We start from the raw sequence: 23,113 nt of genomic DNA, 5'->3' as shown, positions 1-23,113 counted from the left end.
CATAGTGACCAACTGTCATCATAAAAAGTTGGTAATCAGAAGCTAAATGCGAGACCCATCACCGGGAGGAACGATTGTGGGCCGCCCCTTGCGCTACTTTTTTCCGCAGCGTCAAAGCAGCAATAATAAATTGAGAAAATTGATATTTTTCAGTCCAAGCAAGGTACTTGGCGGCCAAATGGGGTAGTTTCAGCGCGTTACGCGCGCCAAGTCTATAATGTGTATCTACACACTATATTTGCCGACACTCGGCAAATGCTGACCAGACCTCAGGCGGCCGGGAGGTCGAGCTCAACGCGGAGGCCGCCGAGGGTGCTGTCGCTGAGGTTTAGCTGCCCGCGATAAAGGGTGACGATCTCGCGCACGATGTCGAGGCCGAGGCCGGAACCGGGGACCCGCTCGTCGAGACGTTGGCCGCGGGCCAGCACGGTTTCGCGCTCCTTGGCTGCGATGCCCGGCCCGTCATCTTCCACCGCCAGGGCGAGGCGGCCGCCCTGCGGGCTCGCATGGACGGTGACGCGTGAACGCGCCCATTTGCAGGCGTTGTCGCAGAGATTACCAAGGATTTCGACCAGATCACCCCGGTCGCCGGCAAAGACCGCGCCAGGTGCAATCTCGAAGCGCAGGTCCAGGCGCCGCTCGCGATAGATGGTGCCCAATGAGAAGGTGAGGTCGTCGGCGATTTCGCTGAGCTCGACGCGGGTGTTGCCGGCCGAGGGTCCGGCGGTGCGGATACGGTGCAAGATGCGTTCAACCTGGCCGCTGATCGAATCGATCTGGGCGCTGAGAACGGCGCGCCGTTCCGGTTCGAGTGCCGCTATTTCATGCGACAGCACGGACAACGGGTTCTTCAGCGCGTGGGCGAGATTGCCGGCTTCGTTGCGGGCGCGGTCGATGAGTTGGCGGTTGTGATCGATAAGGGCGTTCACCTCCGCGACCACCGGGGCGATTTCGTCGGGGAAGGTCGAGCTGAGATGCTCGGCACGGCCGTTGCGGATCGCCGCGATCTCGCGCCGCAGGTAACTGAGCGGGCGCAGGCCGAAGCCGACCTGCAGATAGATGGCGAAGAGGAATGTGAGCCCCAGCGTCGCCATGATGACGACGATATGGGTGGCGAACTGCGCCATGTCCGCTTCGAGCTCGTCGCAAGGGGCGGCGACCACGATGGCGACCGGCCCGCTGCTCCCTGGCAAGGTTACATCGCGGCGGTAGACGCGCAACTCCCGCTCGCCCGGGCCGTAGAGCTCGGTGATGCCGCCCTCGGGCGAGAGCAGGCCGAGGGCGCCGGCGCCCATCGGTCCGGCGGAGGTCGATTGGCGGACGACCTTGCCGTCGATTGCCGCCTGCCAGTACCAGCCGCTGAAGACGCGCGAGAAGCGCGGATCGGCCGGCATGTAATCCAGGACCAGATTGCCGGCAGCGTCGATGCTGGCGGCGGCCAGCAGTTCGCGTTGGTAATCGGCGAGCTTGCCGTCGAGCTGGCTTTCAAGATGGGTGCGGAAGGCCCAGCCAAGCAGGAAGCCCGCGAGTGCCAGGACGGGCAGCACCCAGAGTGCCGCCGCGGCCATCAGGCGCAGCTTCAGGGAATGCGGGAAGAAGTTGCCGATCCAGCGTCTCATAAGGCCAACACATAGCCTTGCCCGCGCCGGGTCTCGATCGTGTCGGCCCCAAGTTTCTTGCGCAGGCGGTTGATCAAGACCTCGACGACATTGCTGTCGCAGTCGAAATTCTGGTCGTAGATGTGCTCGGTGATCTCGGTCTTTGAAATAACCGCACCCCGGCGCATCATCAGATAGGCGGTGAGCCGGTATTCGAGCGGCGTCATGGTGACCGGATGGCCGTCGCGAAAGACCATGCTTTGCGCCGTGTCGAGGGTCAGCGGGCCGATACTGACCACGGCGGAGGCCACACCCTTGGCGCGGCGAATGAGTGCTTCAATGCGGGCGATCACCTCCTCCATCTGGAAGGGCTTGGCGACATAATCGTCGGCGCCGGCCCGCAGGCCGCGCACCTTCTCGGTCCATGAATCGCGCGCGGTCAGGATGAGGACCGGGGTGGTGATGCCGTCCTTGCGCCAGCGTTCAAGAATGGAGAGGCCGTCGATTTGCGGCAGGCCGAGATCGAGGATGATGGCGTCGTAGCTTTCCGTGGCGCCCAGATGCAAGCCGTCCTCGCCACCCCCAGCACGATCGACGGCATAGCCGGCCGTGGACATCGCTGCCGCCAGCAGGCGCTGGATCTCAGCATCGTCCTCGACGATCAGGACACGCATCCTTGAGCCCCCTCAGTCATCGCCGCCGCCCTCGCCGCCTTCACCGCCGCCGCCAGAACCACCGCCACCGCCGGAACCACCTTCGCCACCACCACCCGAACCACCGCCGGAGCCGCCCTCGCCGCCCCCACCGGAATCACCGCCGTCTGAGCCGCCACCAGAATCGCCGCCGGAATCGCCGCCGGAATCACCGCCTTCGCCACCCTCGCCGCCGGTGGCATCGTGGCCGGAATCATCGCCCGGAGCATTCCCGCCCGCTTCATCTCCCGCATCGTCGCCCGCGTCATCCGATGCCTTGTCCCCTTCGCTGATGCGACTGGCAAGACGTGCCACTTCGGGATCCTCGCGCGGTCCCTCGACACCGCGCAGACCGAGGTCGACCAGGTCGAAATCGAGGATGGCGACGCTGCCCTGCACCGTCAGCACCTTCACCTCATAGACCCAGGTGCAGGTGCCGCCAATGGCCTTGGCGGCGATATCGACCGAGAGCGGCTCGGCGCTGACGGTGTTGGCCAGCGCGCCATAAAGGGCCGAGGTGCCGGCCGCCCCGCTGGGCCCGGCGGCGGCTGCACATTCGGCGCGCGCACCCGCCCACGGCAAGCCAATGCCGGCGGCGCAAGCCAGGGTCGCAAGGGCCAGGCGCCGCCGCGCGGGTCGCTTGATAGGCCGGATATCGGCATAGGGCGGCAAGGTCGACAATCTCATGACGGGGTTTCTGGTGATCGGCATCGTAGCAGGCCCGATTTCACCTTAAGGCAAGCTTAAACGCTGGCTCAGCCTGGCGTCAGCTACATCTTTCTAATCTGCCCCAGTCACAGCGGCCGATCCGGCCGCAGAACTGAGGAGGAATGCATCATGAAGCGTAAAATCATTCGCGACCAAGAGAACACCCCAGCCGATATCGGCCAAATCGGCCAGCGCCTGCTGATGGGCAGCGCCGCCACCCTGGCCCTGGTTGCGGCCTTGACCGCAGCACCGATCAATTTTGAGCGCAGCCTGACGGGCAACATCAGCGCCGCCGGCGCCCATGCCGATGGCGGTGAAGGCGGCGATAGCGGCGGTGGCGATAGCGGCGGCGAAGGTGGTGGCGGCAATAGCGGCGGCGGCGAAGGCGGCGACAGCGGCGGCAGCGACGATGGCGGCGAACACGGTGGCAGCAATGCCAGCGGCCCCGGCGGCAGCGACGATGGCGGGGAGTCCGGCGAATCCGGCGACGATGACGGCACGCCCGACCAGGGCAGCGGTGACGCTCCGGCCGATCCCAACGCGCCGGTGGTCATGCCCGGTGACGATGACGGCACGCCCGATCAGGGCAGCGGTGACAATTGATGGGTGATGGGTGATGGGTGATAGGTGATGAGCGACAGCTGACGTCGCGACATCATTCGATATAAAGGGCTCGGCCGAATGGCCGGGCCCTTTTTTCGGCCCATGGCTTAACAGGCATATATCGTTGGCGGAGATCAACTGCACAGATACTGGCGGGGCGCCGCGCGCGATCCTATAGTCACCGACCGATATGATGCGGGGCGGCGCCGGTTGCTGGCGCGGCATCATGCGATGTTTGGGGGCAGGCGGAAATGACGCGCGATACCGGCACCGTGACAGCGGATGCGGCAAAGACTCGTGCCGGGTGGCTGGCGCTTATCGTCCTGGTGATGCTGGCGGGATTGCCGCTAGCCGTGTGGCTCGACCTCACGGCGCTCTCGCAGACGTCACTCAACCGACAGGCGGCCGATCTGAGTTCGCTCATCAGCAGCATCCGCAGCTATTATGCCAGCAATGTTGTGGGCCGTGTGCTGGCCGGGGACGGCACCACCCAGGTCGCGCACAATTACGAAACGATTCCCGGCGCTATTCCCATTCCCGCCACACTGTCGCTGGAACTGGGTCGCGTCATCGCCGAGAAGCAGGCCAATATCACCTATCGCTTCGTCTCGGACCTGCCGTTCAAGGGCCGCGCCCAGCACCCGATGGATGAGTTCGAACGCAATGCCCTCCAGAAACTCCGTGCCAACACGGCGGCGAACGCCACCGATTTCACCTGGCGCGGCCTAGACGATTCATTCCGCCTGGTGACGCCGGTCGTCATGGGTGCTGCCTGCGTCAAATGCCATAACAGCCATCCCGACAGCCCGAAGACCGATTGGAAAGTCGGCGATGTGCGCGGCATCCAGGAAATCATCATCACGCAATCCCTGGCCGGCAGCATCTTCGCCTTCAAATACCTCCTTGCCTACTTCATCTTCGTCGGCGCCGCGGGGTTGGGCTTCATCCTGCTGCAGCGCCAGCAGGCACGTGCCATCCGCGGCATCAACCGCGATCTCGAATCGGCCAACGCCTTCCTGGCCTCCGTCTCGCTTAAGATCTCGCGCTATCTGTCGCCGCAGATCTACAAGAGCATCTTCAGCGGGCAGCGTGACGTGGTGGTGCATACCGAGCGAAAGCGCCTGACCATTTTCTTTTCCGACATCAAGGATTTCACGGCAACCACCGAGCGGCTGCAGCCCGAGGCCCTCACCCACATGCTCAATGAATACCTGACCGAGATGTCGGCGATCGCCCAGCGCCATGGCGGCACGCTCGACAAGTTCATCGGCGATGCGGTGCTGGTGTTCTTCGGCGACCCGGAAACCAAGGGTCCGGCCGAGGATGCGCGCGCCTGCCTCAAGATGGCGATCGACATGCAGCGGCGCCTCGATGAATTGAAGACCAAATGGCGCCTGGAGGGGACGGAAGAACCTTTCATCGTCCGCATGGGGATCAATACCGGCTTCTGCAATGTCGGCAATTTCGGCAGCAGCGACCGCATGGACTATACGATCATCGGTGCCGAGGCCAATCTGGCGGCGCGGCTGCAATCCATCGCCGAGGCCGGACAGATCGTGCTGAGCTATGAGACCTATGCGCTGACGCAGGATCTCATTCTGGCGCACCCGCTGGCGCCGATTACCATGAAGGGCATTCCGCGCGAGGTCGTGCCCTATGTCGTCGATGGGCTGCGCGATGCCGGGAATGCGCCGGTGGTGCATGAACAACTGGCCGGGCTCGACCTCCATCTCGACCTCACCCGCATCACCGATGCCGCCAAGGCGCGCGCCGCCCTGCAATCGGCGCTTGCTGCCCTGCAAACCGAACCGACCCGAAAATAGCCCGGGGCTGGCAGGCATGAGGGAATGATTGCTGGCGTGAACGCTTTATTGTATACAATATCCAATAACTGACGCGCGCCATCATCCTTGCGTCCCGGCGAGTCCCCGAGGCACAAGCGATAGTAGAAGATAAGCGTGCGACCAAGGCGCCAGGAGCAGACATGGCGGACGATGCGATCATCCAGAAGCGCACCATGGCCGACGAAGTGGCCGCGGTCCTGCGCAGCCGCATCTTGAGCGGCCGGCTGGTGGCGGGCGAACCGATCCGCCAGGAACATGTGGCCAAGGAGCTCGGCGTCAGCCGGATTCCCTTGCGCGAGGCGCTCTCGCAGCTGGCGGCCGAAGGCTTCGTGACCCTCGTGGCGCATAAGGGCGCCGTGGTCTCGCCCCTCTCGGCCGAGGAGGTCGAGGAATTGTTCGAACTGCGCGAGGTGTTGGAGGACAAGCTCCTCACCCGCGCCATTCCGCGCCTCACCTCGGCCGATTTCGCAGCCCTCGACAAGCTCATTGACGACAGCATGGGACCGGACGGATTGAAGCGCTGGGGCGAGCTCAATTGGCGGCTGCATGAGACGATGTATCTACCGGCGGACCGGCCGGTGACGATGAAGCTGCTGCGCCGCGTGCATGACAATATCGACCGCTATCTGCGCCTCGAAGTGGCGCTGTCGCAGGCCGGCCGCGCCCGCGGCTATCGCGAGCACCGCGCGCTGGTCGATGCTTGCCGCGCGCGCGATGTCGAAGCTGCGCGCAAGCTCCTGGCCGAGCATATCGGCACGACAGCCGCCAACCTTATCGCCAGCCTCAAGGCGCAGCACAGCTGAAGCGGGCAGCAGCGATGATCGGCATGTGACGGCGATCTGCCGTTCCTGCCCCTGCTTCACCTCTGACATCAGCCTGTCATCATCGCCCCGCATAGATCGGGGCGATGCGACGCAACAGAGACATCACCACCCGGCTGCGCCGGACCTTGCGCCTTTTTTTCCTGGTGCCGCTGCTGCGTGGGCGGCGGCATCCGGAACTGGCGGCGCGCGCCACGGCCGTGGGATTGTTCTGGGCCTTCACGCCGACCTTCGGCCTGCGCATGCCGCTGGTGTTCGCCACCTGGGTCACCGCCCGTCATGTTCTGCGCCTCGATTTCACGCTGGTGATCGGCCTGGCCTTCACCTGGCTCACCAATGCGCTGGTGACCCTGCCGCTCTATTTCGGCTTCTACCTGACCGGGCGATTGCTGCAGGATGGCCCCGGTGAGCTGATGAACTTTCAGAGTTTTCGCACGGCCTTTGCATCGCTGCAGGCCGCCGACATTTCCTGGCTGGAGCGGCTGACGCGGGTCCTTGGTGATTGGGGCCTCACCTTGTGGCTGGGCGCGCTTCCCTGGGCGCTGGTCATGGCAGGTATCGGATATGTCACGGCCAGCGCCTATCTGCGGCATCGCCGGCCCTTGCGCCCGGCCGGGCTGCAGCCCAAATTGGGGCGATGACTTCTGCAATGCCGGAGGTAAAAACCCGCCTCCAATCCCCCCGGACCCTGTGGCAGCGTCTTGCGCGCATGCTGCGCTATCGCCTCGCCATCCCGATGATGCGCAGCCGCCATTCGCCCCAGCATGCGGCCAGGGGTTCCTTCGTCGGCGTGTTCTGGGCCTTTACCCCCTCGGTCGGGATCCAGACGCCGTTGGTGCTGATCACCTGGTTTCTGCTGCGCCGTACGCCGCGGCTTGATTTCAACGTGCTCCTCGCCATCGCCTGGACCTGGGTCACCAATGCCTTCACCGCCATCCCCTGCTATTACGTCTTCTATCTGACCGGGCAGGTCATGTTCGGGCAATGGAACCGCCTCTCCGGCTTTGCCGATTTTCGGGCGATGTGGGACGGCATCTTCACCGCCGAGCTTTCGGCGCTCCAGCAGATGCAAGCGCTGGCACGGGTGCTGATCCTCGATTGGGGCGTCACCATGCTGGTGGGGTCGCTCCCTTGGGCGTTCGGCCTCGGCTGGCTCAGCTATCGCTATACCCTCAAATTCGTGCGCGCCTATCGCCATGCCCGTGCCGAACGGATGAAGAAGCGCCATCGCCGCACCCACCCCGATCTGGCGTAAAGCTGGCTTGGCTTGATTCATCACCTTGCTGTGGCTAGGGTCGCCCCGGATTCAACTTGCGGGTATTAACCATCATGGCCAGGACACCGGCAACGAAGCTTGCGGCAGCGAAGAAGAATGCGACGACAACCAGCACGGCTGAGTTCGATGCTTTCTTGAAACGCTATCCCAAGACGTCGGAAGTCGATGTTTTCGTCCATGACATGAACGGTTTCCTGCGCGGCAAACGTTTCCCCGTGGGCGAAGCGCGCAAGATCTGGGAGAGCGGCGTCGAGATGCCGCGCTGCCTCCTCTTCCTCGACCCGACCGGCGACGATCTCGATCCCGGCGGACGCTCGGAAGCGATGGGCGATCCCGACGGCACGGCGCGGCCGATTCCCGGGCGCCTCGCCCCCGTGCCCTGGGCCGATCATCCGACGGCGCAGGTCCTCCTCCAGATGCATGACCCCTTCATCAAGGGCGAAAGCAACGCCGGCAACCCGTCGAAATACTGCCCGCGCGCGGCCCTTCAAGGCACGCTGGCGCGGCTGGAAAAACTGGGCGTCATCCCGATGGTGGCGGTGGAGCTGGAATTCTATCTGCTCGATCCCGCCCGCGATGCGGGTGGCACGCCGATGCCGCCGAAGAATCCGGTGACGGGCCTGGTCGAGACATCGAAGCAGCCCTATAGCATGGACGATCTCGACGCCTATGCGACCTTCATCCGGCGCGCTGCCCACCATGCCGAGGCGCAAGGGATTCCGGCCTCGGCCGCGATCACCGAATATTCGCCCGGACAATTCGAGATCAATTTGAAGCACCAGCCGGACGCGGTCGCCGCCTGCGACAACGCGGTGCTTTTGAAGCGCTGCATCAAGGGGACGGCGCGCGAGCTCGGCTACAACGCCACCTTCATGTCGAAGCCCTTCCTCCACGCCGCCGGCAGCGGCATGCATGTGCATGTGAGCCTGATCGACAAGGCCGGGAAGAACCTCTTCGGTGAGACGGGGGCGAAGGGCGAGGCCCTGCTGCGTCATGCCATCGGCGGGCTACAGGCGACGATGGCGGAAAGCATGGCGATCTTCGGCGCCAACCCCAATGCCAGCCGCCGTTACGTGGCCGGCAACAACGTGCCGATGAGCCCGGAATGGGGCCATAACAACCGCACCGTCGCGTTCCGGATTCCCGCCGGCGGCAACAAGGCGCGGCGTATCGAGCACCGCGTTGCCGGCGCCGATGCCAACCCCTATCTCGCCATGGCGGCGATTCTGGCCGGCATCGCCTACGGGATCGAGAACGAGATCGATCCGGGCAAGCCCGCCGAGACCGGCGATTTCAAGCGCCCGGCCGATCCGCGCATTCCCTTCAAATTTGCCCCCGCCCTCGCCCATCTCGCGAAGGCGAAGATCCTGCCCCAGTATATCGAGAAGGAATGCCTCGACCTCTATGTCGATGCGCGCCTGGCGGAGCTCGAAAAATTCTACGACGCGATCAGCCCGCGGGAATACGACTGGTATCTGTGAGCAGCCCTCTGTGAGCCGGCGCAAGCACAACCACAGCAGCCGGAACCGCAACGGGCTCTATCGCCTGCTGCGTCACAAGCTGGTGCTGCCGCTGTTGCGCTCAAACCACCCGCCGCAATTCGCCGCCCGCGGCACGGCTTTGGGCCTCATCCTCGCCTTCACGCCGACCATTGGCCTCCACACGCTCATTGCCGGCGCCTTGTGGGCGGCGACGGCGCGGGCGCCTAAACTCCATTTCAGCCTGATCCTCGCCTTGGCCTGGACCTGGGCCTCGAACCCGCTCACCGCCGTGCCGATCTATTACCTGCTCTATGTCACCGGGCAGATGATGTTCGGCCATTGGGGCCATCTCTCCGGCTACGCCGATTTCGCCCTCCTCGCCCGCGACCTCCACGAAGGTGACCGCACCCTGCTGCAAAACGCCGAACTGCTCGCCAAGATCCTCCTCGAAGACTGGGGCCTCACCATGCTGGTGGGCAGCATTCCGTGGGCGGCACTGGTGGGCGGCCTGGGCTATTGGGGGAGTCTCAAGTTCGTCGAGGCGTATCGGCGGGAGAAGGCGGCGCGAAGGGCACGCCGACAGTAACTCCGCACCAATCGGCCGATATCAGTCTCCCGCCAGCCTAGCAACATTAGCGACGATCTCGCTGGCGAGGTGGTCGATGGCATCCTTGAGGGCGTCGGAAAGATTGAAGTCCATGCCTTCAAGTTTGGCCGCAGCGATCTTGTCAGCAGGTGAGAGGCGCGCTTCGAACTGCGCCATTTCGTAGGGATTGAAACCGACAGGCAAAGCGTTAGGTCGAGGTGGCTGTGCGCCAAGGCGTTCGTCGAGGCTGGCGAGTTCCTGGTCCATGATCTGTCGATATCTGTCGAGGACGCCCTGGCGGGCGAGGAGCTTTGCCGTCGCCTGTGGGTCGGTATCGGTGCCTTCCGTCGGGCCCGGATCGGCCGCCATCAGTTCGGCAACTTTTTCGCCGTATCGAACCGAGATTGCCGCTCGACCTTCGCGCCGGGCCATATCCCAATTCTGGTAGACATCCCAGGCATCTTTCCGCGCCTTCCAATCGGCCGGCATCTTGTCGAGTGACGCACCGTCCGTCGCAAGCTGGTAGGCCGTCACCTGCTTGATCCAGGTGTCGAACCCGGCGTCGATTTCGGCCCAGCTGATTTTGCCCTCATCCACGAGTATCTGCAGCTTTTCACGATCGGCATCGGGTAATGACGCCGCGAGGTCACGGCTCGAGCGGCGAAAATTGCCCTCTATCCAGGACTTCTGTTCCGCCACCGCCTGCCTTGCCGCCACAAGAGCTGCCGCATTGACCGGGTCGGGATCAGCAACGCCGTGGTCGTTTGCGGCGGCGTATGCTGACGCCAAATGGTCGGCAAAGCCACTATCCGTGGCTCCGACTGCGCCATTCCGGCCAGAAATGAGATGATAGGCACTGGAGTTGGACACGTACATGAAACGGCCTCCGGTTTGGCGACATGACGCCGTACACGCAAACCGTGTGCCATTTCCGCGATGTCCGCCGCGCCTACCCTGCCAGCGCCGCGTCTTCGACGATGAGTTGGACGTTGTCGCGGCCTTGCCAGGTGTCGCGGCGGAGGTGGCCGGCGAGGTGGAGGCGCATGCCGCGGGCGCTGGTGAGGCGTGCACCTAGTTCCGTGTCGAGGCAGCGGAAGGCGATGGCCTTCAACCTGGCGCCGTCGGCGCCTTCGAGCTGGAGGCGGAGATGCGCGCCGCCCACCACATCGGCGAAGGCGAGGCGCACATTGGGGAAGACGAAGCGTGGTTCCGCGTTGCCGGCGCCGAACGGGCCCATGCGTTCCAGCATGTTGAGGAGATCGGTGGTAGCACCCCGGGGCTGGAGTGCCGCGTCGATATCGAGCACCGGCATCAGGGCTTCGCCTTTCATGTCGGTGTCGAAGCGCTGCTGCAGGAAGGTCTGCAGATCGCGCAGACGCGCCTGGTCGACCTCGAAGCCCGCCGCCATGGCGTGGCCGCCGCCCTTGGTGAGGATACCGGCCTCGCGTGCGGCGATGATGGCGTTGCCGAGATGCAGATTGCCGACCGACCGGCCGGAGCCCTTGCCGATGCCGTTCTCGACCGCCACCACGCAAGCGGGGCGCTGGTAGCGTTCCTTCAGCCTGCCGGCGACGATGCCGATGACGCCGGGATGCCAGTTTTCGCCGCAGGCGAAGATGAGATAGGGGCTTTCCGCGGCATGAGCTTCGGCCGTCATGATGGCGGCATCGAGCACGCGGGTTTCGATGTCGCGGCGCTCGGTGTTGAGGGCATCAAGTTCGGCGGCGATTTCGCGTGCGAATTCGGCGTCGTTGCTGGAGAGGAGGCGGGCACCGAGATCGGAGCGCCCGACGCGGCCGCCGGCATTGACGCGCGGCCCCAGCAGGAAACCCGCATGATAGGCGCTGGGCCGTTCATTGATGCGCGCCACATCCGACAAGGCATTGAGGCCGATATTCTGGCGCCCGCCCATGACCTTCAACCCTTGCGCCACCAGCGCGCGGTTGATGCCGGTCAAGGGCACCACGTCGGCCACTGTCCCTAAGGCCACGATGTCGAGCCATTGCATGAGGTCGGGCTCAATGCGGCTGTCGGTGTAATAGCCGCGTGTGCGCAACACGCGGTTGGTGGCGACCACCACGAGGAAGGCGACACCGACGGCGGCCAGCTGGCCATAGCCCGGCGCCTCATCGAGGCGATTGGGATTGACCACGGCATGCGCCACGGGAAGGCGGGGTTCTGCGACGTGATGATCGACCACGACGACATCGAGGCCGGCATCCTTGGCCGCCGCCAAGGGTTCGAAGGCGGTGATGCCGCAATCCACCGTGATGACGAGCTTCGCGCCAGCATCGCTGAGCTTACGCATCGCCGGCGCGTTGGGGCCGTAGCCTTCGGTGAGGCGGTCCGGGACATAAAGGATTGGCGCCTTGGCGCCCACCGCCGCGAAGAAACGCAGCAGCAAGGCGGATGAGGTGGCGCCGTCGACGTCGTAATCGCCGAAGATCGCCATCTGCTCATTGCCGGCGATGGCATCGGCAATGCGCGTCGCCGCCTTGTCCATGTCGCGGAACAGCGACGGATCCGGCATCTGGTCACGAAGCCGCGGGGTGAGATAGGCGGCGGCACTGTCGATCGTCTGGCCGCGCGAGGCCAGCAGCTGGCCAATGAGCTCAGGCACGCCCTCGCGCTGGGCGATGGCGAGGCCCAAGCGATCGTCATAAGGGCGTTGCCGCCAGAGCCGCCCGCAGGCCGAGCGCGCGACGCCGAGGAAGGCTTCGGTTGTGGTCATTGGCTCAAGAACCCCTCACCCCAACCCCTCTCCCCAAAGGGGCGAGGGGCTTTTAGGGCGGGCTCGATCGGAACTCCCTCGCCCCACGAAGTGGGGAGAGGGTCGGGGTGAGGGGTGCTAGCTATCGCACCCGACACATCAGAGGCCTTGCGGCTTCTTGATGGTCCAGTTGTGCTGGGCCTCGACGATGCGCACGGTGCCGGATTTGGAGCGCATGATCATGGATTGCGTGGTGGCCCAGGTGCCGCCGCGGCGGACGCCTTTGAGCATCGGGCCGTCCGTCACACCCGTGGCCGCAAACATCACGTCGCCCTTGGCGAGATCCATCAGGCCGTATTTGCGGTTGAGGTCTTTGACACCCCAGCGCGCGGCACGGGCCTTTTCGTCTTCATTCCTGAAGACGAGCCGGCCCTGCATCTGGCCGCCGATGCAACGCAAGGCGGCAGCTGCCAGCACGCCTTCAGGCGCGCCACCCTGGCCCATGTAAATGTCGACGCCGGTGCCGGGCTTGGCGGTGGCGATGACGCCCGCCACGTCGCCGTCCGAGATCAGCATGATGCGCGCACCCGTGGCGCGTACCTTGGCGATGAGGTCGGCATGGCGCGGCCGGTCGAGGATGCAGGCGACGATGTCGCTGATTTCCATCTTCTTGGCTTGGGCCAGCGCCTTGAGGTTTTCGGCCGGCGACGCATCGAGATCGACGAGGTTGTCGGGGAGGCCGGGGCCGACGCTGATCTTTTCCATATAGGTGTCGGGCGCATTCAAGAACCCGCCGGCTTCCGCCATGGCGATCACGGCCAGCGCGTTGGTGCCGCCCTTCGCCGTAATCGTGGTGCCTTCGAGCGGGTCGAGGGCGATGTCGATCTTCGGTCCGCCGGCGCCGACCTTCTCGCCGATATAGAGCATCGGCGCCTCGTCGCGTTCGCCCTCGCCGATGACGACCGTGCCGTCGATATCCAGATCGTTGAGGGCGCGACGCATAGCGTCGACCGCGGCCTGGTCGGCGGCCTTCTCGTCACCCCGTCCCATCAGGCGGGAGGCGGCCAGGGCCGCTGCTTCGGTGACGCGGACGGCCTCGAGGGCCAAATTGCGATCCATCAGACTAGTCTCCTTAACTCAGTGGCTCGATCGGCAGAACATGCGCCGGTTCCAGCACCGATTTGATGTCAGAAAGCCGTTTTACGACGCGGCCGACGGCCGCTTCGGTGGTTTCATGGGTGGTAAAGACCAACGGCACCGGGTCATTGGGCGAACGACCGCGCTGGATCATCGATTCCAGCGAGACGTTTTCGTCGCGCATGACACCAGCGATGTCGGCGACGACACCCGGCTTATCAACGACCATCAACCTCAGATAATAGGATCCGGCGTGAAGCCCAACAGGCGCCTGGGCTGCCGGTTCCAGGCTTTCCGCCGGAGCGGAGAAAGCCGGCAAAATAAATCCGCGGGCGATGTCCATGAGGTCGGCGACGATGGCCGAGGCAGTGGGTCCCCGACCGGCACCGCGGCCGATGGCGATGTTCTCGCCCACAAAATTGCCGCTGGTGACGACGGCGTTATAGACCCCGTCCACCTTGGCGATGGTGCTGGCGGCCGGCACCATGCAGGCATGGACCCGCTGCTCAATGCCATGCGGCGTCTGGCGGCCGATCCCCAGCAACTTGATGCGATAGCCGAGCTCGTCGGCATAGGCGATGTCCATGGCCGAGACATTGCGGATGCCGGAAATGCGCACGCCGGCGAAATTGACCGCAACCCCAAAGGCGACCGAGGTGAGGATGGAGAGCTTGTGCGCGGCATCGACGCCGTCGACATCGAAACTGGGATCCGCCTCGGCATAGCCCAGCTTCTGCGCCTCGGCCAGCACATCGGCGAACTCACGCCCCGTCTCGCGCATTTGCGTGAGGATATAGTTACAGGTGCCGTTGAGGATGCCGTAGACCTGGGTGATGCGGTTGGCGGCAAGGCCTTCGCGCATCGCCTTGATCACCGGAATGCCGCCGGCCACGGCCGCTTCGTAAGCGAGGCCCACGCCGGCGCGTTCGGCGGCCAAAGCGAGCGCCGTGCCGTGATGGGCGAGCAGCGCCTTGTTGGCGGTCACCACATGTTTTTTATTGGCGATGGCTTTTTCGACCAGTTCCTTGGCCTTGCCCTCGGACCCGCCGATCACCTCGACGACGACATCGACATTCGGATGCTCGGCGAGCTTGGCCGCGTCATCGACCCAATCGACGCCGCTCAAATTGAGGCCGCGATCCTTTGATTTGTCGCGCGCGGAAACAGCGGTGACGACGATCGGGCGCGGGCAATGCTTGGCAAGAATCTCGGCGTTTTGCTGGAGGACGTCGATGACGCCGGCCCCGACCGTGCCGAGGCCGGCGATAGCAATACGAAGAGGTTTTCGATCAGCGGCCACAAGCGCCGCCTCTCGGCAGCGCCGAGCCCGCTAGATTGATCATGATCGACTTTTTCAGAACCGGAATTAATAGGCCGACAGGTAGATCTCGACGCGGCGGTTGTTCGCCTCGCCCACCGGCATGGTTTCCACTGCGACCGGGTTGGCCGAACCGGCGGCCGCCACCTGGATGAGGCCAGCCGGCACGCCGCGACGGGTCAGCGCCCGAGCGATGGCGTTGGCGCGCTTCATCGAGACCGCGTAATTCACCTGGTCTTGGGCGTAGGGGTTCATGTTGCCGGTACGCTGGCTGGCATGGCCGACGATGCGCACGACACCACCGTAATAGCGGTGCATCTCGGCAATCTGCTTCACCACGCGCTGGTCATCGCGGCCGAGCTTTGCCGAGCCGTTGTTGAAGAACACCACGCCGACCGGCTGACCGGCGGCGGGGAGCGGCGGCACGGCGGCCGGCGCGTAAGATTGGTAGCCCGGCTGCGCATAGGGCTGGAAACCACCCGGCTGCAACGCGGCACCGCCATAGGCGACCGGCTGGGTCACGCCATAGGGCGAGCGGTAATAGGCCTGCGCCGGGTTGTTGCGCTGATAGGGGCTGTAGGAGGCATAACCATAGGTGCCACCGGCAGCGACCGACGAGTAATCGACCATGACCGGCGTCGCCACCACGGTGGGGGCGGAGGCCTGCGGCACGGCGCCAGGCTGAACGATATAGCCGTTGCCGACGGTGCCGCCGCCCAAGGGCTTCGAGCCGGGCTGGGGCGTGCCGACATAACCTTGCGACACAGTGCCAACCTGCGTCATCTGCGGGGCCGGATACTGGCCGACGACCGGCGGGGTCAGCGGCTGCTGGGTGACACCGGCGATCTGCGGCGCCGGGGTGCCGGCAGGGGCTGTGGCGGCGGCCGGCAGCGGTGCCGGGGTGGGTGCCGGCGGTGTCGCGGCGACCGGAGCCGCCGGACGTGCCACGGCTTCACCGGGGGCCGTCAGCGATTCATCGGTATATTGGGCATTGGTGCGGTCGGCGGAGAGGCCAGGCTGCACGCCGGCATCGAGATCGGCTGGGACCGGCGCGCTCTTTGGCACGCTGTTGATGTCGGGAACGCCCGCAGTAGCAGCACCGGAAGAGGCGGCGGCACTGGCGCTTTGCGTGGCAGCGGCTTCACCGCTGGCCTTGGCCGCCTCGCCGCTCGCCTTGGCGGCGTCGGCTGCGGCCTGCTTGGCCGCCGCGTCCTGGGCCGGGTGCTGGGTATCGCCGCCGAAGGAGGAGCAACCGGCGATGGTGATGAAGGCCGCGACGGTCGCCCAGCGACGCATCTGATAGCGCGAATGCGGCAGGAACGGCCGCAGCGCCGAACCGGAGGTCAGGGCAAAACGCCCGACGGCCTCGGCCACGGCAACACCGCGCGATGCGGCCAAATCCGAAAAATCTACCATTCCATCCTCCCCACGGCGCCGGACCGGGAACCAATAGCCCGCCCGGCCCCTCATCCTAAGCGCGCAAACCACTGGCGCAAAATAAAAGTTCCGATTTTTTAGACTGCGCTACTATAACAAACAAGCGAGATCATGGACGTGAAAAAGCGCTAGAACCTAAATCTTTGTTATTTTTGTCCTTTCCAGGGTTTCACGATGGCGAAGACCACTTCCGGCAATCCCCCCAGGACAGAGCAAGAGAAGGCAAATCGCGTTTTGCCGCCTAATGACGGCCCGGGACCCGCGCCGGACCCGGCGGCGATGGCAGAGACCGTCGGCCGAATCGCCGAACAGTCGCAGCGCCTGATGAACGATTTCCTCGCCCGCCACGCGCAGGATTTCACCGTCGGGCCGGATGCCGCCAATCTCGGCCGCGCCTTCCTCGAAATGACCACCCGAATGATGGGCGACCCCGCCAAGCTGATCGAGGCCCAGGTCTCGCTGTGGCAGGATTACATGAACCTGTGGCAGACGACCGCGGCGCGCATGATGGGCCAGGAGGCGGCGCCGGTCATAACACCCGCCAAGGACGACCGCCGCTTCAAGGACGCCGCCTGGAACGACAACCAAGTCTTCGACTACATCAAGCAATCCTATCTGCTGACCGCCCGCTGGCTGCAGAACACCGTGCGCAAGGTCGACGGGCTTGATGACAAGACCTCGAAGAAGGTCGATTTCTACACGCGTCAGTTCGTCGACGCGATGGCACCCAGCAATTTCGTGATGACCAACCCGGAAGTTCTTCGCACCACGATCGAAAGCGGCGGCGAGAACCTGGTGAAGGGCCTCGAGCATCTCCTCGAGGATCTCGAGCGCGGCAACGGCCGGCTCAAGATCTCGATGACCGACGCGGAAGCGTTCGAGATCGGCAAGAATGTCGCCGTGCAGCCGGGCAAGGTGGTCTATCAGAACGAGCTCCTGCAGCTCATCCACTACACACCGACGACGGCGAAGGTCGCCAAGCGACCGCTGCTCGTCATCCCGCCCTGGATCAACAAGTATTACATCCTCGATCTGAAGCCGCAGAATTCCTTCGTCAAATGGGCGGTCGACCAGGGCCAGTCGGTCTACATGATTTCATGGGTCAACCCGGATGAACGCCTGGCGCAGAAGACCTTCGCCGATTACATGAAGGAAGGGCCGTTGGCCGCGATCGAGGCCATGCAAAAGGATACCGGCGAGAAGAGCGTCAACGTCATCGGCTATTGCTTGGGGGGCACGCTGCTTGCCTCGACGCTGGCCTATCTCGAGGCGAAGAAGAAGTCCGATATCATCGCCAGTGCCACCTTCTTCACCACCATGATCGATTTTGCCGAAGCGGGCGAGCTGTCCGTCTTCATCGACGAGGAGCAGTTGACGGCGCTTGAGACGAAGATGAACGAGCGCGGCTATCTGGACGGCGCCGACATGGCGGCGACCTTCAACATGCTGCGCGCCAATGACCTGATCTGGTCCTTCGTCATCAACAACTATCTGCTCGGCAAGGAACCCTTCCCCTTCGACCTGCTCTATTGGAACTCCGATTCCACGCGCATGCCGGCGGCGATGCACAGCTTCTACTTGCGCAACATGTATCAGAAGAATCTGCTGATCCAGCCGGGCGGCATCGAGCTAGGCGGTGTGGCGATCGACCTCACCACCATCCGCCAGCCGTCCTTTGTGCTGGCAACGCGCGAGGACCATATCGCGCCGTGGATCGCGGCCTATGCAGCGACGCAGACCTATAAGGGCCCGGTCACCTTCGTGCTGGCCGCCTCCGGCCACATCGCCGGCGTCGTCAACCCGCCGGCGGCCGGGAAATACTGCCACTGGATCGGCGATGGCAAGACCTACCCCAAGAAGCCGGAAGCCTGGCTGGAAAAGGCGCAACAGCATCCGGGCTCCTGGTGGCCGGAATGGGCGAAATGGATCGCCGCCTTCAGCGATGGTGACGTGGCGGCAAGGCAGCCGGGTGCAGGCAAGCTCAAGCCGATCGAGGATGCGCCGGGATCCTATGTGAAGGTACTGGCGCAGTAGGTCTCACTGAATGCCAAAAAGCGCCCCATCCCCGGGGCGAGGGTTCCGGGGATGACGATCGAGGAAAGCCCAGGCGACCTCAGAACCCCAAACCCTTCCCCAGCCCCAGCAGCGTCATCCCGCCGAGGAGGGCGAAGAGGGCGGCCGCAGTGATGTGCACCGGCCGCATCGGAATCTTCGCCGCGAGCTTGTCGCCGATGAAGACCGCAGGCACGTCGGCAATCAGCATGCCGAGCGTCGTGCCGGCAACCACCAGGATGGGCGTGGCGTAATGCGCCGCCATCGCCACCGTTGCGACCTGCGTCTTGTCGCCCATTTCAGCCAGGAAGAAGGTGACGAGTGTCGCGCCGAACACACCGAAGCGCTTGGCTACTTGCGTTTCCTCTTCCTCGATCTCGTCAGGGATCAGCGTCCACACCGCCATGCCGAGGAAGGAGACGCCCAGCACCCAGCGCAGGATCTCAGGTGCCAGCATGGCCGTGATCCAGGCGCCAAGCGCACCAGCAAGGCCGTGATTGACCAAAGTTGCCGCCAGGATGCCGAGGATGATCGGCACCGGCTTCTTGAATCGGGCGGCGAGGAGAAAGGCAAGCAACTGCGTCTTGTCGCCGATTTCGGCGAGCGTCACGACGCCGGTCGATACGAGAAAGGATTCCATGATTTCATATCCCGGCCGGCGATTTCAGACACAATTGACCAGACGCACATCCCCGGCCAATTCGGAGGCGCGTTTGGTCAAAGGTCTTGCCAAGCTTTCAGGACTGCCAGCGCCATGGCCTATCGGCCAAGTATGTTGACGCGGGCCTCTTCGGAACACGAAGAGCGGCTACTCCCCAATGACGGGCGGGTTTTTAGCAGAGCGACTTTCCGACGGCAATAGGCGCCGATTCCGCTCGATGGTGCGGCGGAACCAGCGCCTGGCTGCGAACAATTCTTACCTCTAAGCAGCGCCCTTCTGCAAATGCCCCTGGCGCTGTTCGATCACCTTGTCGGCCAGGCGACCGGTAAGTTCCTGCAGATGATCAAACTGGCAGGCGAAATTGCCGATGCCGAGGGTCAGCGAGCGCAACTCGATGATCATGTCATGGAGTTCTGCTTGCGGCACCAGCGCCTCGACCACTTCCCAACCGGTCCAATCCTCCTTGGCCTGAAAGTTGAGAATCTGCCCGCGCCGACCGGTGACCAGATTGTGGACGCGCGCGGTGAATTCGGCCGGTGCAGATATTTCGACCGAGAAGATCGGCTCCAAAAGCACCGGTCCGCATTGGGGCAGGGCTTCTTGCATCGCCTGCCGTGCCACGGTCTTGAAGGCCATGTCGGAACTGTCGACGGCATGGAACTGGCCATCAAAAAGCGCGACCGCCACATCTACCACGGGGAAACCGAAGGCACCGCGCACAAGCGACTCCCTCGCCCCGTCCTCGACCGAGCCGATGAATTGCCGCGGCACGGATCCGCCGACCACACGGTCGTGGAATTCAAAGCCTTTGCCCCGCTCCAGCGGCCATATCTCGATATGGATGTCGGCAAATTGGCCATGACCACCGGATTGCCGCTTGAAGCGCGAATGCTGCTTCACGCCGTTGCGGATCGTTTCCTTGTAGCTGACCTGCGGCCGGCGGTGCTTCATCGGCAGGCCAAAGCGCGACTTCAGCCGATCGAAGGCGATGTTGAGATGAATCTCGCCCTGGCCGGAGAGCAGCATCTCATGCGTGTCCGGATCATGCGTGAAGACGAGCGAGGTATCTTCTTCGGTGAGTTTTGCCAGCGCCGCGGTCAGCTTCACTTCGTCGGCACGGTTCTCGGCATCCATCGCCAGCGCAAAGAGCGGCTCCAGCGGCTTGGGCCAACTGAAATCAGGATTCTTCTTCCCCGATGCGGTCAGCAGGTCGCCGGTCTTCACCTCTTCCATGCGCGCCAGCGCGATGATTTCACCGGTATTGCCATGCGGCACCTTCTCGAAAGCATTGCCCTTTGGCTTCAACACGCCCGCCACGCGAACACCGTTGAGGACCGAGCCTTCCGAGACCCGTCCGCCGAAAATGCGCGCCAAGGACAGCTTGCCGGCATGGGGTTGGTGGTAGGTCTTGAAGACGAGTGTCGAGGCGTCATAGCTCGATATGCCAAGCCGCTGCGCCGTTGCTTCCGGCCCCGGCACTTCATGGCGCAAGGCCTTGAGGAGGCGCCGCACGCCGGCATCCTTTTCCGCTTCACCCAGCAGCACCGGCACGATGAGATCGGCGGCGAGGTCCTTGGCGAATTGTTGATAGATCTCGTCCTTGGGTGGGACCACATCGGAGAGGATCTCCTCCATCAGATGGTCATCGAAATCGGCCAGCGATTCGAGCATCTTGCTGCGGGCCTCCTGTTCGCGCGGCAGCACTTCCTCGGGCATTTTGATGAGGTCGGATTCCTGGCCCGGGTGGTATTTATAGGCCCGTTCACTGACCAGATCGACATAGCCCGTGACCTCGCCGCCATCCTTTCCCGCGCCGCGGATCGGCACCTGGCGCAGGACCAGCGGGCGCGCCGAGACGGCCTGCAGGGCGTCCATCATTTCGCGCACCTGGCGGCTCGACACATCCATCTTGTTGATGAAGAGCATGTGCGGGATCTGGTGATCGTCGAGAAATTTCAAGGTTGGCGCCAGCATCAGCGCCTTGTCGATGAGCGGTTCGGCGACGACGATCGCGACATCGGCGACCATGAGGGCATTGCGCGTTTCCTGGGCGAGTTCGACCGAACCCGGGCAATCCAGGAAACACCAGCGTTCGCCGAGATATTCCGTGGTGGCGGCGGTGACTTCGACCGACATCTTGCGGGCCCGCGCTTCCGGCGCGCTGTCGGCCACCGTATTGCCTTCCTTTGCCGATCCCTTGCGATGGATGGCGCCGGTCACAAACAAGAGGCTTTCGAGGAGAGCGGTCTTGCCGCTCAAGTATGGTCCGACGAGCGCCGCGCATCGCGGCGCCTTTTGTTCTCTGCCGTTTTGGGTTCCAGTGCCTTGCGAATTCGTCGCCATCTTGACCTCCTGTGCTGTGGGTGAAATCACGCGAGAGGTCCGGTCTTCTGCGGGGCCGGTAGGGTTCAAGTTTTCGCCCCCGCGCCTGCGCTTGCAAGGATAAAAGCTGCGGCAAAACCGCTTCAATTCCATTGCATCGCAATATGAAGGCCAGTCTTGCTGACGCTTGGCAATGCGCGTCAGTTGAGGCAAGCTGTGAACAATCGTTCACAGCTGCTTTGGGGAAGGCATGCCGCGCGGGTTTGCGACCAGAAACCGGATCAAACAGGCAGCGCTCGAACTCTTCGTCGCCAAGGGTGTGCTCGGCACATCGGTGCGCGATATCGCGGCCCTCGCCGAAATCGCCGAGGGCGGTCTTTATCGGCATTACGCGTCGAAGGAAGACCTCGCCTGGAAGCTCTTTTCCGAAAACTATGCCGGCCTTGCCAAGGAACTGGGCGAACTGGCCAAGGCCAAAGGTGATCTCCCCGCGCGCCTCCGCACCATGATCCATCGCTTCTGCCAGTTCTTCGACGAGGAACCGCTGCTGTTCCGCTTCCTGCTGCTGACCCAGCACCAGGAATTGCCCAAGCTGAAATCGAAGACGCAGTCGCCGGTCCAGGTCCTGCACCGGCTGGTGAGCGATGCCAGGAAGAATGGCGAGATCGAGGCAGGCGACGCCGATCTTCTGACCGCACAGGTTCTGGGGCTGATCCTGCAGCCCGCGACCTTCATGGTCTATGGATTGCTGGCGCCCGGCATGCAGAGGATCGAGGCCGATATTCTGGCCGGCTGCCTGCGCCTCGTCGGCGCGCGCGCAATCGAAAAGCCGGGCGAGGAACCGGGACGCACGCGCCTGCGGAGGGCATCATGACGATTTCCGAAGCCAGCGCACCGAAGCGCGCCGCGATGCCGGCCGATCTGCCGACCGAGGCCGGTCGGATCGCGGTGCTGGTCCCCTGCTATAACGAGGAAGTGGCGGTGGGCCATGTGGTGAAGGCCTTTCGCGCCGCGCTGCCACAGGCAGCGGTCTATGTCTTCGACAACAATTCCAAGGACCGCACCATCGCCGTGGCGCTGGAAGCCGGTGCCGAGGTGCGCCATGTCACCACCCAGGGCAAGGGCAATGTCGTGCGGCGCATGTTCGCCGATATCGATGCCGACATTTATCTGCTGGTCGATGGCGACGACACCTATGACGCCGCCAGCGCGCCGGCGATGGTGGAGGCGCTGCTGAAAGACCATCTCGACATGGTGGTGGGGTGCCGCACCAGCGATGAGCAGGCGGCCTACCGACCCGGCCATCGGTTCGGCAATGCCTTGCTCACCAACATGGTGGCGATGATTTTCGGCCGCACCTTCACCGACATGCTGTCCGGTTACCGGGTCTTTTCCCGCCGCTTCGTCAAAAGCTTCCCGGCCATTTCCGACGGCTTCGAGATCGAGACCGAGCTCACGGTCCATGCCCTGCAGCTGATCATGCCCTGCGGCGAGATTTCGACGCCCTATGGCAGTAGGCGACAGGGCTCGGCCTCTAAGCTCAACACCTATCGTGACGGCTGGCGCATCATCCTCACGATTCTCCAATTGCTGCGCCTGGAAATGCCGCTGCGGTTCTTTTCTGCCGTGGCGGGCGCCCTCGCCCTGGCCTCGATCCTGCTGGCCATACCGCTGATCGTGACCTATGTCGAAACCGGGCTGGTGCCGCGTTTGCCGACCGCCATCCTGGTCACCGGCCTGATGATCCTTGCGGCACTCAATCTCACCAGCGGCTTCATCCTCGACAACGTCACCCGCGGCCGGCGCGAAATGCGGCACCTCTTCTATCTCAACCACCGCGGGCCGGGCGATCAGGTCACGAAATAGG

At 63.9% G+C, this 23,113-nt stretch carries 20 protein-coding genes and 1 riboswitch; of the genes, 10 read left to right on the top strand and 10 right to left on the bottom strand.

Going from position 1 to position 23,113, the window contains the following annotated elements; translation table 11 throughout:
* Positions 1-269: 269 nt before the first annotated feature.
* The 3 genes from SMD31_RS21285 to SMD31_RS21275 are packed head-to-tail and all read right to left on the bottom strand — an operon-like array spanning position 270 to position 2,977.
* Entirely contained in the window at positions 270-1,619 is a 1,350-nt protein-coding gene (locus SMD31_RS21285) for an ATP-binding protein (RefSeq protein ID WP_320502956.1), read from the bottom strand.
* Positions 1,616-2,272: a response regulator transcription factor gene (locus SMD31_RS21280; protein WP_320502955.1), complete on the bottom strand. Its 657-nt coding sequence runs from the start codon at positions 2,270-2,272 to the stop codon at positions 1,616-1,618. The genes SMD31_RS21285 and SMD31_RS21280 overlap by 4 nt, the downstream gene beginning before the upstream one ends.
* A gap of 12 nt (positions 2,273-2,284) precedes the next feature.
* Positions 2,285-2,977 (bottom strand): hypothetical protein, encoded by a 693-nt coding sequence (locus tag SMD31_RS21275; RefSeq protein WP_320502954.1) that lies wholly within the window; start codon positions 2,975-2,977, stop codon positions 2,285-2,287.
* A gap of 150 nt (positions 2,978-3,127) precedes the next feature.
* Here SMD31_RS21275 and SMD31_RS21270 point away from each other — a divergent pair, with 150 nt between their 5' ends.
* The 7 genes from SMD31_RS21270 to SMD31_RS21240 all read left to right on the top strand — a co-directional run bounded on the left by SMD31_RS21270 (position 3,128) and on the right by SMD31_RS21240 (position 9,609).
* Positions 3,128-3,601, top strand: coding sequence for a hypothetical protein (locus SMD31_RS21270; RefSeq protein ID WP_320502953.1), 474 nt, complete (start codon positions 3,128-3,130; stop codon positions 3,599-3,601).
* 251 nt (positions 3,602-3,852) lie between these two features.
* A complete protein-coding gene (locus SMD31_RS21265; RefSeq protein WP_320502952.1) occupies positions 3,853-5,424 on the top strand; it encodes an adenylate/guanylate cyclase domain-containing protein in 1,572 nt (523 codons plus the stop codon).
* Positions 5,425-5,585: 161 nt separating this feature from the next.
* On the top strand, positions 5,586-6,248 hold the full coding sequence (locus SMD31_RS21260; RefSeq protein WP_320502951.1) for a GntR family transcriptional regulator: 663 nt from the start codon (positions 5,586-5,588) through the stop codon (positions 6,246-6,248).
* Between the two features lie 104 nt (positions 6,249-6,352).
* Positions 6,353-6,907, top strand: a complete 555-nt coding sequence (locus SMD31_RS21255; protein WP_320502950.1) for a DUF2062 domain-containing protein — start codon at positions 6,353-6,355, stop codon at positions 6,905-6,907.
* Positions 6,908-6,915: 8 nt separating this feature from the next.
* Positions 6,916-7,521 carry a DUF2062 domain-containing protein gene (locus tag SMD31_RS21250; RefSeq protein WP_320502949.1) on the top strand — a complete coding sequence of 202 codons (606 nt, stop codon included), beginning with the start codon at positions 6,916-6,918 and terminating at the stop codon, positions 7,519-7,521.
* Between the two features lie 74 nt (positions 7,522-7,595).
* Positions 7,596-9,023, top strand: coding sequence for a glutamine synthetase family protein (locus SMD31_RS21245; protein ID WP_320502948.1), 1,428 nt, complete (start codon positions 7,596-7,598; stop codon positions 9,021-9,023).
* A gap of 10 nt (positions 9,024-9,033) precedes the next feature.
* Complete coding sequence (locus tag SMD31_RS21240) at positions 9,034-9,609, top strand: DUF2062 domain-containing protein (protein WP_320502947.1); 576 nt, start codon at positions 9,034-9,036, stop codon at positions 9,607-9,609.
* A gap of 21 nt (positions 9,610-9,630) precedes the next feature.
* Here SMD31_RS21240 and SMD31_RS21235 read toward each other — a convergent pair whose 3' ends face one another.
* The 5 genes from SMD31_RS21235 to SMD31_RS21215 all read right to left on the bottom strand — a co-directional run bounded on the left by SMD31_RS21235 (position 9,631) and on the right by SMD31_RS21215 (position 16,190).
* Positions 9,631-10,485: a hypothetical protein gene (locus tag SMD31_RS21235; protein WP_320502946.1), complete on the bottom strand. Its 855-nt coding sequence runs from the start codon at positions 10,483-10,485 to the stop codon at positions 9,631-9,633.
* 73 nt (positions 10,486-10,558) lie between these two features.
* Entirely contained in the window at positions 10,559-12,340 is a 1,782-nt protein-coding gene (gene recJ / locus SMD31_RS21230; protein ID WP_320502945.1) for a single-stranded-DNA-specific exonuclease RecJ, read from the bottom strand.
* 138 nt (positions 12,341-12,478) lie between these two features.
* A complete protein-coding gene (gene glpX / locus SMD31_RS21225; protein ID WP_320502944.1) occupies positions 12,479-13,438 on the bottom strand; it encodes a class II fructose-bisphosphatase in 960 nt (319 codons plus the stop codon).
* 13 nt (positions 13,439-13,451) lie between these two features.
* Positions 13,452-14,756: a homoserine dehydrogenase gene (locus SMD31_RS21220; RefSeq protein WP_320502943.1), complete on the bottom strand. Its 1,305-nt coding sequence runs from the start codon at positions 14,754-14,756 to the stop codon at positions 13,452-13,454.
* A gap of 66 nt (positions 14,757-14,822) precedes the next feature.
* Positions 14,823-16,190, bottom strand: a complete 1,368-nt coding sequence (locus SMD31_RS21215) for an OmpA family protein (protein ID WP_320502942.1) — start codon at positions 16,188-16,190, stop codon at positions 14,823-14,825.
* Between the two features lie 300 nt (positions 16,191-16,490).
* Here SMD31_RS21215 and SMD31_RS21210 point away from each other — a divergent pair, with 300 nt between their 5' ends.
* Entirely contained in the window at positions 16,491-18,245 is a 1,755-nt protein-coding gene (locus tag SMD31_RS21210; RefSeq protein WP_320502941.1) for a PHA/PHB synthase family protein, read from the top strand.
* Between the two features lie 79 nt (positions 18,246-18,324).
* Here SMD31_RS21210 and SMD31_RS21205 read toward each other — a convergent pair whose 3' ends face one another.
* On the bottom strand, positions 18,325-18,903 hold the full coding sequence (locus tag SMD31_RS21205; RefSeq protein ID WP_456077542.1) for a TMEM165/GDT1 family protein: 579 nt from the start codon (positions 18,901-18,903) through the stop codon (positions 18,325-18,327).
* 17 nt (positions 18,904-18,920) lie between these two features.
* Positions 18,921-19,092, bottom strand: a riboswitch (yybP-ykoY riboswitch).
* A 93-nt stretch (positions 19,093-19,185) separates the two neighbouring features.
* Entirely contained in the window at positions 19,186-21,267 is a 2,082-nt protein-coding gene (locus tag SMD31_RS21200; RefSeq protein WP_320502940.1) for an elongation factor G, read from the bottom strand.
* A 229-nt stretch (positions 21,268-21,496) separates the two neighbouring features.
* On the opposite strand from SMD31_RS21200, the gene SMD31_RS21195 reads away from it, so the two are divergent.
* The gene (locus SMD31_RS21195; protein ID WP_320502939.1) at positions 21,497-22,120 is read left to right on the top strand and encodes a TetR/AcrR family transcriptional regulator; all 624 of its coding nucleotides are present in this window, start codon (positions 21,497-21,499) and stop codon (positions 22,118-22,120) included.
* The gene (locus SMD31_RS21190) at positions 22,117-23,112 is read left to right on the top strand and encodes a glycosyltransferase family 2 protein (RefSeq protein ID WP_407652155.1); all 996 of its coding nucleotides are present in this window, start codon (positions 22,117-22,119) and stop codon (positions 23,110-23,112) included. The genes SMD31_RS21195 and SMD31_RS21190 overlap by 4 nt, the downstream gene beginning before the upstream one ends.
* Position 23,113: the final 1 nt, after the last annotated feature.

The organism is Dongia rigui, from assembly GCF_034044635.1.
In the GTDB taxonomy this organism is placed as follows: Bacteria; Pseudomonadota; Alphaproteobacteria; order Dongiales; family Dongiaceae; genus Dongia; species Dongia rigui.
Note: the sequence above shows the minus strand (reverse complement) of the source record. Positions and strands in the feature narration are given on the sequence as shown.

What these genes read in the sequence shown, in the direction of transcription:
- SMD31_RS21260 (WP_320502951.1), top strand. Translation starts at nt 5,586, where the DNA reads ATGGCGGACGATGCGATCATCCAGAAGCGCACCATGGCCGACGAAGTG.
- SMD31_RS21190 (WP_407652155.1), top strand. Translation starts at nt 22,117, where the DNA reads ATGACGATTTCCGAAGCCAGCGCACCGAAGCGCGCCGCGATGCCGGCC.
- SMD31_RS21250 (WP_320502949.1), top strand. Translation starts at nt 6,916, where the DNA reads ATGCCGGAGGTAAAAACCCGCCTCCAATCCCCCCGGACCCTGTGGCAG.
- SMD31_RS21245 (WP_320502948.1), top strand. Translation starts at nt 7,596, where the DNA reads ATGGCCAGGACACCGGCAACGAAGCTTGCGGCAGCGAAGAAGAATGCG.
- SMD31_RS21265 (WP_320502952.1), top strand. Translation starts at nt 3,853, where the DNA reads ATGACGCGCGATACCGGCACCGTGACAGCGGATGCGGCAAAGACTCGT.
- recJ (WP_320502945.1), bottom strand. Translation starts at nt 12,340, where the DNA reads ATGACCACAACCGAAGCCTTCCTCGGCGTCGCGCGCTCGGCCTGCGGG.
- glpX (WP_320502944.1), bottom strand. Translation starts at nt 13,438, where the DNA reads ATGGATCGCAATTTGGCCCTCGAGGCCGTCCGCGTCACCGAAGCAGCG.
- SMD31_RS21275 (WP_320502954.1), bottom strand. Translation starts at nt 2,977, where the DNA reads ATGAGATTGTCGACCTTGCCGCCCTATGCCGATATCCGGCCTATCAAG.
- SMD31_RS21255 (WP_320502950.1), top strand. Translation starts at nt 6,353, where the DNA reads ATGCGACGCAACAGAGACATCACCACCCGGCTGCGCCGGACCTTGCGC.
- SMD31_RS21200 (WP_320502940.1), bottom strand. Translation starts at nt 21,267, where the DNA reads ATGGCGACGAATTCGCAAGGCACTGGAACCCAAAACGGCAGAGAACAA.
- SMD31_RS21215 (WP_320502942.1), bottom strand. Translation starts at nt 16,190, where the DNA reads ATGGTAGATTTTTCGGATTTGGCCGCATCGCGCGGTGTTGCCGTGGCC.
- SMD31_RS21205 (WP_456077542.1), bottom strand. Translation starts at nt 18,903, where the DNA reads ATGGAATCCTTTCTCGTATCGACCGGCGTCGTGACGCTCGCCGAAATC.
- SMD31_RS21195 (WP_320502939.1), top strand. Translation starts at nt 21,497, where the DNA reads ATGCCGCGCGGGTTTGCGACCAGAAACCGGATCAAACAGGCAGCGCTC.
- SMD31_RS21280 (WP_320502955.1), bottom strand. Translation starts at nt 2,272, where the DNA reads ATGCGTGTCCTGATCGTCGAGGACGATGCTGAGATCCAGCGCCTGCTG.
- SMD31_RS21270 (WP_320502953.1), top strand. Translation starts at nt 3,128, where the DNA reads ATGAAGCGTAAAATCATTCGCGACCAAGAGAACACCCCAGCCGATATC.
- SMD31_RS21235 (WP_320502946.1), bottom strand. Translation starts at nt 10,485, where the DNA reads ATGTACGTGTCCAACTCCAGTGCCTATCATCTCATTTCTGGCCGGAAT.
- SMD31_RS21285 (WP_320502956.1), bottom strand. Translation starts at nt 1,619, where the DNA reads ATGAGACGCTGGATCGGCAACTTCTTCCCGCATTCCCTGAAGCTGCGC.
- SMD31_RS21210 (WP_320502941.1), top strand. Translation starts at nt 16,491, where the DNA reads ATGGCAGAGACCGTCGGCCGAATCGCCGAACAGTCGCAGCGCCTGATG.